The organism is Prevotella communis (assembly GCF_022024115.1).
In the GTDB taxonomy this organism is placed as follows: Bacteria; Bacteroidota; Bacteroidia; order Bacteroidales; family Bacteroidaceae; genus Prevotella; species Prevotella communis.
In genome coordinates, this window is record NZ_CP091792.1 from 2,400,991 (window position 1) to 2,414,602 (window position 13,612).

Consider the following 13,612-nt stretch of genomic DNA (forward strand, 5'->3'; position numbering starts at 1 on the left):
TTATTCAGTAAGCGGTCTATTCGTGCCTGTAAGGCCGGAGATTTCCCATTCTGTGTCATCATTGCCATTTATCCAAATATTGGGTCATTGCCATAGTATATCCCCAGGAGCCAGTTTTTGACATATTCCAATGGCAGACTATGTTCATCGTCCAGTTCCATATCTACACCATGTTTCTCTGCTATCGGCAGAATGATTTCTAACATATCCTTTGTGAAACTATCACAATCTTCCTTGGTTTTTCGTCCGTCACCAAAACCTTCCCTAATGGGCTTGATTTTCTGCCATACCTCGCGGGCTGCCACGACATAATTCTCTGGATAGTGATGGGGTATCTCACTCCAAAGCGAATCCACCAAAGCGATTTCCTCCGTCGTTAGGTCTAATTTTTCGCCCTTTATCAAATGAACATCTGCATCACTAATAGCATCTTTCAGGCAGTCGATATATCCAAAGCAGTTTCCTGTGTCAGTAAAATCAAGCTGGCGCTGATGCGAATGACACTTGGTTACATACATATCATACAAGGCGAGATCCATTTTCTCAGCCTCTTCACAAGCCACAGCGTACACCATATTAGCAAGAAGAGCCCCCACACGTGTATAGGCAGTAAGAAACTTCAATAGTTCACCGTTGTTTGGTGAGAACTGTCCTCTTCCATTATCACCCATATGAGGAAACCTGTCATCCATCATATTCAAATCAAAGAAATTTGTGAATGGATCGTTCTGCAGCAGGTAAGCCAGCAGACGCATAAGCTCTACAAGCCACCCTGCCAATCCTTCTTGTGGTCCCTGCATCAAGGGATTCTCCTTAATGGGATAAATCGTAAAAATGGTGTGACCAAAGAAATTTGAAACGTGCTCACGGGCAAAATCGCCTTTGGCATCCATGCCAAGCATTTGGTCAGCCACGCTGACTCTTGCCCATTTCTGATAGGCTGCATCTTTATTTTGCAGCCCCTCTATCTCGATGCCCATCTTGCCGAACACCTCTGTCTTATAATATTCCAGCATTTCTGCTGCTGTCTTTTTTAGTTCTGCCATCTTTCTATTTTCAATTTGGTTTGCAAAGGTACAAAAAATCCCGCTCTAATTGGGATAGAACGGGAAAAATATTTATAAAAAATTATATCATGTCAAATCATTGAGCAAAGCAGAGTGATTCGTCATGAGAAACAAGGGCTGTAACCATTTTTTACTTCTTACAAATCTTGTTCTTTTAATGACTTCCGAAATTCCTCGTAGCTGATTTCCCTGAAAACACCTGAGTAATATCTCCTTATGCGCCAATCATCATCTTTCATTATAGGCAGATAGAATCGATAATCTGGCAATTTCTTGGAACATGCTATATAGAGGTCATGCAGCTCTTTTACCTTCTTCTCATACTCTTCCTTACTGATAGTAGTACCTACTGCCACATTTACGCTCTTTACTTCAAAGATATGAATCCTGCCCAGTTTGTCTTTCATGACAAAATCTGGATAAGAGGCATGGATACCATTGGAATAGTACTCGTATTTGATTTCGGAATTCAGAGGATAATTCTTACCCCAGAGGAAGAGTTCATCGTCTTCATCCATTCCTGGCATTTCAAGTTCTGATATGTATTTACGTTTAGATGCCAGCTGCCTGAGTTTGGCAGCCCACTCTTTCTCAGCATAACTATCAAAAGCAAACTTGTCTTTTCCATCCTTACGACTCCATACCCAGTTCAAGCCCTGCTCTTCATGGCTTGTCTCAGTAAATGAAGATGTAACAGGGAACGTTACTTCTTTATCAACGACTACACTCTTGTCGTAATCACAAATGTAGTTGTCATATTTTTCTTTTACCTTATCTATGTTCTCGGCAAACTTATACCATCTTTGAATATCTTCCCTCGAATAGTCGTAACACAAAGACTGCAAATCGTTGGGGACTCTCGACAGTTTTTTGTGCAGTTCGAAGATACTGGTAGATTCAAGTTTATCTAGTTGCCCCTCGATGAATCCCTCGATGTCGAAATCTGCCTTTTGTGTTAGATTCTCAAGTCGTGTTGACTTTACTTTGAAATTATCTTGAATCTCAGTACCTCCACCAAATAATGATACCTGACGTCTTGCCATCATTGTATCAGGTCGTATACCCCATACCCAAGCAGTTGTAGCCAGTCGCTTTTGTTCGTCATTAAGCGTCTCAAAATCAAGTAAGCGTGGATTTCTCCTCACTCTGCCAAGCACCTGTTCGTCTAATTGTTTACTTTTGCTATCGCGGACTTGATAAAGCATGCAAGCACGAGGAATGTCCCAACCCTCGGAAATGACCATTTTAAAGATAATCACATCAATACCACGGTTTCTTGCGTAGTCTTTCCATTGGCTTACAGGTAATTTACCTTTTATGATATCGTTAGTATCGCAAAGGCTATCCTCCCCTTTCTTTCCTTTCAAGTCTACCATCACCATCCACTTCAATCCTTGATTTTCTACCTGGTCAAGAACAGGACGGATGTTGACATTCCATTCCTGTTCTGCTTTACCTTTATTCGATATCTGGATAATTAGGCATGGCTCGACATCGAGTGAGATATATTGCTGCTTTACCTCCTTAAACTTTCTGATTGCATCCTCAACGGTGTCATCCAAACTACCAAATTCAACCCTCTTAATCAAGCATGCTTTCTCTGCCTCACTATCGGTAATCATCACATCTGGTATTTGTCCCTTTTTCTTGTCGGGTGTAGCAGAGAAGTTGATTACCTTGCGAAAGAAGCCTTTAAGTTTTGTGTCGATATTTGATGTTGCCTGATGGCACTCGTCCTTTACCAAATAGATAATTTTATTCTTGCCTTCACCGAAAATGTCTCCTGTCATAGTACGCAGGAAGTTGATCATTGGACCGCGCATCAGCAGACTATCTTCTTTGAACAGGTCACGAGGCAGAACATACACATTGTATCCATCAGGAATCTGTAGACCTTCTTCTCCTGAGATATCGGTTGAAATAAGATAAGGATTCAACTGAGGAAATGTACCATCATCTGCTGTCTCTTTAAATGACTCATAGTCTTGCTTAGCCAAGTCACCTTTAGACAGCGAAGAAACCAAGAATATGACATTCTCGTTGGCTTCAATGATGCGGTTCATCATATCAGCCATCATGCGAGTCTTGCCGCTTCCAGTTGGTGCACGAAAAGTGGTCTCATCCTTCTTGGAAACCTTTTCAACCAGACGGCTAACAGCATTATCTTGTAAGTCTTTTACTTCTTGTAGCATTATCTTCCACCTTTTCTTACTACTCCCTCCCAGTCTTCATCACTCTCAACATACCATTGTGTGTTGGCAAAGTTCTGACATACCCAGTCTATCTTCTCTTTCAGCGTCTTGAACTTTTCTTTTCCGTACAACGTTTCATCAATTATCTCAAATGGAGTCTTTCCATCCGCAGTCATGTGATTGGGGATTCTGTCTATTTCATAGACATCAAGATTGCCACCATAAGGTTCGTTGTCCTTCAGCCAAGAAAAATTTTTGTTTCCATCATAACACTCACCAGTCATAATACGCTTAAGACGTTTTGCTGTAACATCGTATGCTATACCATTGGGATTTGCGTCGTTTACCTCATTTAATTGGCAAAGGAGAAACTTTCTATTTCCACCATCTTTGTTAAGATTTAACACAGCATGCCCAGTTGTTCCGCTTCCTGCAAAAAAATCTAGTATGACAGCGTTTTCTTCATCGCAAACCATCTTTATAAGTGTTTCTACCAATACAGAAGGCTTGGGGTTCCTGAATAGGATATTGCCATTCTCAAATATCGTATTTAGTTCCTTGTTTGCGTTGTCATTATTATATTTGTTGTCAAGATAGGATAGCGTTGTAAAAGCTTTGGTCGTATCAATCATTTCCAATTCACATTTCCCGTTTTTCTTTCTACAATACATATATGACTTAGTGTATATACGATTATTCTTTATAACCAAGAAATCATTATCTTTACCCCATTCTACAGCGTCTTTACCCCATCGCCAAGTCCAATCCTTTATTCCGTGTTCACCGCGTAGTCTCTTCTTATGCAAGTATATGTCACCACCTGGTACAAATTTACGACCTTCAAAATCAATCTCAAAATCCATTCCATTGCTGTATTCAAGGGAATTGTAATCCAATGTCTGCGTAAGAGCATATTTGCCTCGGGTTTCTACGTATTTGTCTTCATACTTATACTTCGACAAGTCTGTCTTGTCTTCCTGACTAAACAAAATATCTTTGTTTAATGTATAAGCAATAATGTAGTCATTGTTCTTTTGAATTGTATTTGTAGTCTTCCCACCTTTTTTAGTTATTCTTGCAACATTGAACAGGAACCTGTTCTCACCGAACACCTCATCAAACAAGCATTTTACATATGCTTGGTTCTTGTCGTCTATGCTACAGAAAATAACCCCCGTATCTTTCAGCAGTTGCTTTGCCAACATTAATCGCGGATAGAGCATCGACAGCAAATTGTCGCGAGTAATACCGTTCTCATAGTTGGTTTTAGCAAAGTCCCCCATGCTGTCTTTGCCGTATGGAGGGTCGATATATATCACATCCACACCTTTTTTATACTGGATCAGCAAGTTCTGCAATGCTTCGTAGTTGTCGCCAATTATAAGTTTGTGCGTGGGTTTTGAGTCGTCTGTATGGAAGCTAAGCGCATCGTTCTTCCTATAGTAACGTATGGTATTATCCATCTTTTCCAGCCTCTTCTCATAGTGGAGACCGGATTTCTTGTAGGTTGTTCCTAACGACATAATCTTGATAGCCTCATCATCGCTGTCAGCCTGCGTGATGAGTTTCTGTAGCAGTTCGGCATTGGAGCGTTCTAGAACCTTATCCTCCAACCGCTGCTCAATCTCAGCTATCATGTCTTGTTTTAGCTGTGATAGTTCCTGTTTCATAACATTCCTGTGATATAGTTCTGCAATCAGACTATATCTCCAGGCTTGCTTACAGGAACATTCTATCCAAACCTAATGACACGAAAAAAGCGCCGACTTGACTCTTCTCTCGCGTCATGAGGTCGTAGGAATGTACCCGAAATGCTAAGATACAAGTCATGCCTGCGCTATCGCACAGACACCAACTTATTTACCCTTGAGCATTTCATCATTGAAATTTCCTACGTTTCATGACGCTCTGAATAAATAGCTGATGCTATTGTTATTTTCCCATAAAAACCGTACCGGCACCTCCACCGAGGCTCTTTACATTACCTTAAGGCAAGCGTCGTGTCACAACGATAAGCCGATACTTCGTTGCAAAAGTACAAAAAAATTATCGGATAAAGCTCGTATAATTCAAAAAACTTAAAATAATCGCGAAAATACTTGGAACTTCCAGCATTAACACTTATCTTTGCAGCGTCAGAATTTATGTTCTGACTATCCGGTAAACATGTGAGGCCCTAGGGGCTGAGAATACCGAGAGGAGTAAGCCTTCATCGACCCTGCTCCGTTTAAAGTCACCTTCGGGTGGCTTTTATCATTTTAAAATCTGTGGTCATTTGGTCAAGGTCATTTGGTCAAAATCAATTTCGGGAACGCGGTCATTGCTCACTATATATAAATATAAATATTTATATTATAGTGGCGGATTTTGACAGTCAGTTTTCGATTTTGACAAATGACCAAATGACCAAATGACCGCGCAAGACAAAAATAGACAAAATAATCTTGGATATGTATTCGTAGACCGCAATGGAAATGTAGTACCTTTGCATTGTCAAAAATGAGCAACACGCCGTATCGCTGACAGCAAAACGCCGGCTCGCTGTAAGAGAAACGCCGTTTCGCTCTGAGACATGAAACATTAAACATTCTTGGCGGAGCCAAGCGGCAAAGCCGAGCGAACCATTAAAAATTAAACATTAAAATCACTATGGGAACAATTGAAATTAAGAAGGTAGAACGCAAGGTGACTGTGGGCAAGAAGGGCGAGCAGCGCCAGCAGGTGAAGAAGACCTACGGTAAGATTATCTATCGCGGCACGCTGCGACTCACCGACATGGCCGAGCACATCATGAAGCACGGCAGTATCTATACCGAGGACGTGGTCATCGGTGTGATCACCAAGCTGAAGAGTTGCATGCAGGAGATGCTGGCCGACGGCTACAAGGTGAAGCTCGACGGCATCGGTACCCTCTACCCCGTGCTCACCTCCAAGGGCGTTGCCGACGCGAAGGACTTCAGCGCCACGGAGAACGTCACCCGCCTGGGCATCGCCTTCCTGGCCGACCAGAGCAAGAAGTCTGCCTACAAGGCTTCCGCCATGCGACAGGGCGCTACGCTGAGCACCCAGCTGTACAGCGAGCTGACAGGCGAAGACACTCCTGAGCCTAGCAACTCCGAGGAGAACGGTGGCGGCAGTTCAAGCTCTGAATCTGGCAACGGCGGTGGTCCAGTAAATCCTTAAACTAAGGGGGTCGCGAAACGCGACTCCCTAAATCCTAAGACAAACGTTAAACCATTAAAACCAAATCATTATGAAGAACAAGACATTTTGGAAATTTGCAATTCAAACAGCCATTAGTGTGCTGTCGGCCATCGCAACGGCACTGGGAGTGACCTCGTGCATGGCGTAAAAGTAAAAAAGTAAAAAAAGTGAGCTCGGCAATTTGCCGGGCTCACTTCTTTTATGACGTTTTTCCTAGAACTTATACACCACGGCACCTCGTGGAGGCAGTGCAATGGATACCTGCTGGTCGCGTATCAGGACCAGTGAGACCTGAGTGCCTGTGAGGAGATCCACAGCCTTGTAGGCCTTCTCCAAGAGGTTCAGATAGTCGAAGGCGTGGCTGGGGATGGTGATGTCTGTCGTAACAGGCATGTCGGCAAAGTTGGCCACCACAAAGAGCGTCTCCTTGCCAGCCTTGCGCAGGAAGGCATACTGCTGGCGATACTGCTGATTGGCATACATCACATCAAACATCAGACCCTCGGAGACGGCTTTCTCAGAACGGGCGATATTCAACACCTTATTATATATCTGCGTCAGCGCGTTATAGCGGGGCTGCAAAGACCAGTAGTCGAAGATGGTGGTGCGCCCGTCGCGTCCGCTGAAGCCCTCGGCATCCATGCCACGCTCGCCCCACTCCTGTCCGAAATAGAGCATGAAGGGATTCTGCTGCATCAAGGCATTGACCACCAGAGCCGGTACGGCTTTCTCGCCAGAGCCTGCAAAGAAATCGCTGGCCACACGCTGCTCATCATGATTCTCAAGGAAATAGAGCATGTGGTCACGGATATCGTCGGTCTGCTGCCAAGCCCAAGTGATGGCATCCGTATCACGACGATGACAGATCACATCACGCATGGCATCATACATACCCACCTTGTCGTAGAGATAATCAAAACCAGAGGCGATGTAATGGCGATACTCATTGGGATTATACACCTCGCCAATGAAACGGATATCGGGATACTGCTTGCGCACCTGCGCCGTAGCCCATGCCCAGAAATCGGCAGGCACCATCTCTGCCATATCGCAACGGAAGGCGTCAACACCCTTTCCAGCCCAGAAGAGCAGGATATCGAGCATCTTCTGCCACGTATTAGGTATGGGGGAGAAATAGCCCACGCCACCAGCATAATAATCTACGCCATAGTTGAGCTTCACCGTCTCGTACCAGTCGTTCATGCCCGGCGCATTGTGGAAACAATCGTTACCCGTAGCACGGGCAGGCATCTCCTGATAAGGCTCTTTCTCGCCATGATAGAGGTCGAAATAAGGCATGAAGGCCTGACCGGGACAATAATAGAAATTATTGCGGGCAGGGTTGAAGCCCTCGTTGGGATTATCATCCTCGCCCAGGTCGCGCACGCCAGCAGGCTTACAGATACTCTTATACTGACGTGCCACATGGTTGGGCACGAAGTCGATAATCATCTTCAGTCCGGCACGATGGGTGCGGGTGACAAGCCGTTCGAACTCCTCCATACGACGCTCCACATCCACAGCCAGGTCGGGGTCGATATCGTAATAGTCGGTGATGGCATAAGGCGAACCTGCCCTACCCTTCACCACAGCAGGATGCTGGCGAGGGATACCATAGCGAGAGTAGTCGGTCATCGTGGCATGACGGATGACACCAGTGTACCAAATATGAGTCACGCCCAACTCCCTGATTTTCTTCAGGGCGCTGGGCGTGAAATCGTTCAGTTTTCCACATCCGTTCTCTTCTATCGTACCATTAACCACAGGGGTATTGCTACGATGACCGAAAAGACGGGTGAAAACCTGATAGATGATAATCTTATGCAATGCCATGAGCACTTACTTCCTTGTTAATCTTGGCAATCATGCCCTGCAGAGCCTTACCAGGACCGCACTCTGTGAAGTCGTCGGCACCGTCGGCAATCATATTCTGCACACACTGTGTCCAGCGTACAGAAGAGGTGAGCTGAGCGATGAGGTTCTGCTTGATCTCTGCTGGCTCTGTATGAGGCTTACCGTCCACATTCTGATAAACAGGGCACTTAGGAGTCTGGAACTCTGTTTTCTCGATAGCAGCCTGGAGCTCGTCCTTAGCGGGTTGCATCAGGGGGCTGTGGAAAGCACCACCCACCTTCAGGGGCAGGGCACGCTTAGCACCGGCAGCCTTCAACTGCTCGCAAGCCTCGTTGACAGCGTCCACATTACCAGAGATAACCAGCTGGCCAGGGTTGTTGTAGTTAGCACAAACCACGATATTGCCTTCGCGATTGATACCAGCACAAACCTCCTCAACTTTCTCGTCGGGCAAGCCGATGATAGCAGCCATCGTAGAGGGAGCTGCCTCACAAGCCTTCTGCATAGCCATAGCACGAGCGTAAACCAGACGCAAGCCGTCTTCGAAACTCAGGGCACCAGCAGCAACGAGTGCTGAGAACTCACCCAGAGAGTGACCAGCAGTCATAGCGGGCTGGAAGGCGTCGCCCATGCAGATAGCAGAGATAACTGAATGAAGGAATACGGCAGGCTGAGTGACCTTAGTCTGCTTCAGGTCGTCGTCCGTACCCTCGAACATAATATCTGTGATTCTGTAGCCCAGAATCTCGTTAGCCTTTTCAAAAAGTTCCTTTGCTGTTGCGTTGTTGTCGTAGAGGTCCTTACCCATTCCTACGAACTGTGCTCCCTGTCCAGGGAAAACAAATGCTTTCATTTTTTTCTACTTAATTTATTGATGAATAAATGTTTGCGGCTGCAAAGGTAGTGCAAATCGAGCGAAAAACCAAATTTATTTGAATTTTTCCGAGATGCAGCCTACCTTCGTCGGTATTTTCCGACAGAATTAATAATAAAATATTGAAAATCATTAAGCGGCAGCAAATTTTTCACTTTTCACTATTCACTTTTCACTTAAATTTCGTAACTTTGCAGCCTGAATAAAACAATTCAGCCATCTATGGATAAACATAATTTCGTCACCATTGCCGATCTCACTCGTGAGAAAATCCTCTACATGATTGAGATGGCACAGGAGTTTGAAAAGCATCCCAACAGAGAATTGCTCAAAGGCAAAGTCGTTGCCACCTTGTTTTTTGAGCCCAGTACCAGAACCCGCCTTTCTTTCGAAACAGCAGCCAACCGACTTGGCGCACGTGTCATAGGCTTTGCTGACCCAAAGGTGACCAGTGGCACCAAGGGCGAGACACTGAAAGACACTATTCTGATGGTATCCAACTATGCCGATGTCATCGTGATGCGCCACTATATCGAGGGGGCTGCACAATATGCCTCTGAGGTTGCTCCGGTACCCATTGTCAACGCTGGTGACGGTGCCCATCAGCATCCCTCACAGTGCATGCTCGACCTCTACTCCATCTACAAGACGCAGGGCACACTGGAGAACCTTAATATATATATGGTGGGCGACTTGAAATACGGACGTACCGTTCACTCACTGCTCATGGCTATGCGCCACTTCAACCCCACATTCCATTTCGTGGCTCCCAAGGAATTGGCTATGCCCAAGGAGTACAAGCTCTACTGCGACGAGCACGGCATTAAGTACCAGGAGCACACGGCATTCAACGAGAAGGTGATTGCCGATGCCGACATCCTTTATATGACGCGTGTACAGAAGGAGCGTTTCTCGGACCTCATGGAGTATGAGCGCGTGAAGAATGTGTATGTGCTGAACAACGAGTTGCTGAAGAATGCTAAGCCCAACATGAAAATCCTGCATCCGCTGCCACGCGTGAACGAGATTGCCTACGAGGTGGACGACAACCCACATGCTTACTATATCCAGCAGGCTGGTAACGGACTCTTTGCACGTGAGGCTATCTTCTGCGATGTGCTGGGCATCACACTCGATGATGTGAAAAACGATAAGACGATTATCAAGTAATTGAAAATTGACTATTATGAATAAGAAGGAAAGATTAGTGGCTGCCATCCAACATGGTACCGTTATCGACCACATACCCACAGACAAGACTTATCAGGTAGCCTCCATTCTGGGCCTGTTCAGTCTGCAGACCCCTGTTACCATCGGTTTCAACTACCCTTCAAAGAAAGTGGGATGCAAGGGTATCATCAAGGTGTCGGACAAATTCTTTACCGACGACGAGATATCACGCCTGTCGGTGGTGGCCCCAAACGTGATACTGAGCATCATCCGCGACTATGAAGTAGTGGAGAAGAAAGCTGTGGTGACACCAGCTGAGATCAAGGGTATCGTGAAGTGCAACAACCCCAAGTGCATCACCAACAACGAACCCATGCAAACGCATTTTCACGTGCAGGACGGTATCCTGACTTGCCACTACTGCGAGAAGGAACAGGATATCAACAAGGTGGAACTGGTTTAATTTAGAATTAAGAGTTAAGAATTAAGATAAGATGAAAGAAACTCCCGTATTGCTGCTGACAGGTTATCTGGGTAGCGGCAAGACAACATTACTGAATCGTATCCTTTCCAACGAGAAGGGTATTAAGTTTGCCGTTATCGTGAATGATATCGGTGAGGTAAATATCGACGCCACACTGATTCAACAAGGTGGCGTGGTGAACCAGCAGGACGACTCGCTGGTGGCACTGCAAAACGGATGCATCTGCTGCACACTGAAAATGGACCTCGTGAAGCAGTTGCAGGACATTATCCAGATGCAGCGCTTCGACTATATCGTCATCGAGGCCAGCGGTATCTGCGAACCTGGCCCCATTGCCCAGACCATCTGTTCTATCCCCTCGATGGATCCGGAACTGACAAAGGACGGCTATCCCCGTTTGGACTGTATCGTCACCGTGGTAGATGCCCTGCGTATGCGCGACGAATTTGAGGGTGGTGCGCTGCTCACCCGTCCTGACATCGACGAAGAGGATATCGAAAACCTGGTGATTCAGCAGATTGAGTTCTGTAACATCGTGCTGCTCAACAAGGCCGCTGAGGTGACACCCGAGGAACTGGGACGCATTCGCAGTATCGTGCGTACACTGCAACCCAAGGCCGAAATTATTGAGTGTAACTATGGTGACGTGGACTTTGATAAGATTCTGAATACCAATATGTTCGACTTTGATAAGGTGGCTACGTCTGCAGCCTGGATTCAAGAGGTTGAGCGTCATCATGAGGAGGACGAGGACGACGATGACGACGATGAGCATCACCACGAGCATCACGATGAGCACGAGCACCACCATCACCACCATCATCACGATGAGGGCGAGGCTGAGGAATATGGTATCGGAACCTTCGTATATTATCGTCGCGGTCCCTTCAAACTGGGACTCTTTGATGATTTCGTGGCTCGCAAATGGCCAAAGGGCGTGATACGTGCCAAGGGTATCTGCTATTTCAACGACGAATTGGATATGTGCTACCTCTTTGAACAGGCAGGCAAGCAGGTAAGCATCCGCCAGGCAGGACAGTGGTTTGCCACAATGCCTAAAGACGAACTGGCACAGATGATGGAACGCGACGCGGCCCTGCGTGCCGACTGGGACGAGCAGTATGGCGACCGCATGCAGAAGATTGTCTTCATAGGACAACATCTGGATAAAGAAGCTATCACCAAGGCACTCGATGAGTGCTTGGCATAAGGTAAGGTAAGGTAAAAGTGAATAGTGAAAAGTGAAAAATTTGCTACCGCAAGAAATAGTGAAAAATTTGCTACCGCACATCATAAAAAAGCAAAAAAACAACAGCGGCAGCAAATTTTTCACTTTTCACTATTCACTTTTCACTTTAATTTCGTAACTTTGCAGCCGCTAAAGTGTACAAAATACGGCAATTTTAAACCAACCCAACAAATAAAACAAAAATGAAAAGAGACAACACCATTTTTGAGTTGATCGAGAAAGAGCATCAGCGCCAGTTGAAAGGCATTGAGCTGATTGCCAGTGAGAACTTTGTAAGCGACCAGGTAATGGAGGCTATGGGCTCGTACCTGACCAACAAGTATGCTGAGGGTTATCCTGGTAAGCGCTACTACGGCGGATGTCAGGTAGTAGACGAGGTAGAGCAGCTGGCTATCGACCGCGTTTGCAAGCTCTTTGGTGCAGAATACGCTAACGTACAGCCCCACTCTGGCGCACAGGCAAATGCTGCCGTTCTGCTGGCAGTACTCAAGCCCGGCGACACCTTCATGGGTCTGAACCTGGCACATGGTGGTCACCTGAGCCACGGCTCATTGGTCAACACAAGTGGTATCCTCTATAAGCCCGTAGGCTACAACCTCAACGAGAAGACGGGTCGAGTGGACTACGACGAGATGGAGGCACTGGCACTGGAGCACAAACCTAAGTTGATTATTGGTGGTGGTTCTGCTTACAGCCGTGAGTGGGACTACAAGCGCATGCGTGAGATTGCCGACAAAGTAGGCGCTCTGCTGATGATTGACATGGCTCACCCTGCTGGTCTGATTGCTGCCGGTTTGCTGGAGAACCCCGTGAAGTACGCTCACATCGTTACCTCTACAACCCACAAGACCCTGCGCGGTCCTCGTGGTGGTATCATCCTGATGGGTAAGGATTTCGACAATCCTTGGGGTCTGAAGACACCTAAGGGCGAGATTAAGAAGATGTCTGCTCTGCTGAACAGCGCCGTTTTCCCCGGACAGCAGGGTGGTCCTCTGGAGCACGTTATCGCTGCCAAGGCAGTAGCCTTCGGCGAGGCTCTGCAGCCCGAGTTCAAGGAGTGGGCTAAGCAAGTACAGAAAAATGCCAAGGTACTGGCTGAAGAGCTCATCAAGCGCGGCTTCACTATCGTTTCTGGTGGTACAGACAACCACTCTATGCTGGTTGACCTGCGCTCTAAGTATCCTGAGCTGACGGGTAAGGTGGCCGAGAACGCCCTGGTTGCTGCCGATATCACCGTAAACAAGAACATGGTGCCTTTCGATAGCCGTAGCGCTTTCCAGACTTCTGGTATCCGTCTGGGTACTCCCGCTATCACCACACGTGGTGCTAAGGAAGACCTGATGATTCAGATTGCTGCTTGGATTGAGGAAGTGCTCAATGATCCTACCAACGAAGAAGTTATCGCAAGCGTTCGCGCTCGCGTCAATGAGAAGATGAAGGAATATCCTCTCTTCGCATATTAATTTTTCTACCCTATCACTGCGCTCACTTACCCATGAAAATAGGGAGAGTGGGCGC

At 46.3% G+C, this 13,612-nt stretch carries 11 protein-coding genes; 6 read left to right on the plus strand and 5 right to left on the minus strand.

Translation table 11 applies throughout. From position 1 onward, the window contains the following. Positions 1-68 precede the first annotated feature (68 nt). From L6468_RS10055 to L6468_RS10065, 3 genes are all read right to left on the minus strand, one after another. Positions 69-1,046: a hypothetical protein gene (locus L6468_RS10055; RefSeq protein WP_237793140.1), complete on the minus strand. Its 978-nt coding sequence runs from the start codon at positions 1,044-1,046 to the stop codon at positions 69-71. A gap of 158 nt (positions 1,047-1,204) precedes the next feature. Beyond that, a complete protein-coding gene (locus tag L6468_RS10060; RefSeq protein WP_237793141.1) occupies positions 1,205-3,259 on the minus strand; it encodes a DEAD/DEAH box helicase in 2,055 nt (684 codons plus the stop codon). Beyond that, a complete protein-coding gene (locus L6468_RS10065) occupies positions 3,259-4,929 on the minus strand; it encodes a site-specific DNA-methyltransferase (RefSeq protein ID WP_237793142.1) in 1,671 nt (556 codons plus the stop codon). Before L6468_RS10065 ends, L6468_RS10060 begins: the two co-directional genes overlap by 1 nt. Before the next feature lie 979 nt (positions 4,930-5,908). On the opposite strand from L6468_RS10065, the gene L6468_RS10070 reads away from it, so the two are divergent. After that, on the plus strand, positions 5,909-6,442 hold the full coding sequence (locus L6468_RS10070) for an HU family DNA-binding protein (protein ID WP_237793143.1): 534 nt from the start codon (positions 5,909-5,911) through the stop codon (positions 6,440-6,442). Positions 6,443-6,512: 70 nt separating this feature from the next. Next, on the plus strand, positions 6,513-6,611 hold the full coding sequence (locus L6468_RS10075) for a smalltalk protein (RefSeq protein WP_176756895.1): 99 nt from the start codon (positions 6,513-6,515) through the stop codon (positions 6,609-6,611). A 65-nt stretch (positions 6,612-6,676) separates the two neighbouring features. On the opposite strand, the gene L6468_RS10080 is transcribed toward L6468_RS10075, so the two are convergent. After that, a complete protein-coding gene (locus tag L6468_RS10080; protein ID WP_237793144.1) occupies positions 6,677-8,296 on the minus strand; it encodes an alpha-amylase family glycosyl hydrolase in 1,620 nt (539 codons plus the stop codon). Then, positions 8,283-9,170 (minus strand): ACP S-malonyltransferase, encoded by an 888-nt coding sequence (gene fabD, locus L6468_RS10085; RefSeq protein WP_237793145.1) that lies wholly within the window; start codon positions 9,168-9,170, stop codon positions 8,283-8,285. The genes L6468_RS10080 and fabD overlap by 14 nt, the downstream gene beginning before the upstream one ends. Before the next feature lie 243 nt (positions 9,171-9,413). Here fabD and pyrB point away from each other — a divergent pair, with 243 nt between their 5' ends. From pyrB to glyA, 4 genes are all read left to right on the plus strand, one after another. Continuing rightward, entirely contained in the window at positions 9,414-10,361 is a 948-nt protein-coding gene (gene pyrB / locus L6468_RS10090) for an aspartate carbamoyltransferase (RefSeq protein WP_091819280.1), read from the plus strand. Positions 10,362-10,377: 16 nt separating this feature from the next. Further along, positions 10,378-10,824: an aspartate carbamoyltransferase regulatory subunit gene (locus L6468_RS10095; protein WP_091819281.1), complete on the plus strand. Its 447-nt coding sequence runs from the start codon at positions 10,378-10,380 to the stop codon at positions 10,822-10,824. Positions 10,825-10,855: 31 nt separating this feature from the next. Then, positions 10,856-12,055, plus strand: a complete 1,200-nt coding sequence (locus L6468_RS10100; RefSeq protein WP_237793146.1) for a GTP-binding protein — start codon at positions 10,856-10,858, stop codon at positions 12,053-12,055. A gap of 221 nt (positions 12,056-12,276) precedes the next feature. Next, complete coding sequence (glyA, locus tag L6468_RS10105) at positions 12,277-13,557, plus strand: serine hydroxymethyltransferase (protein WP_237793147.1); 1,281 nt, start codon at positions 12,277-12,279, stop codon at positions 13,555-13,557. Positions 13,558-13,612: the final 55 nt, after the last annotated feature.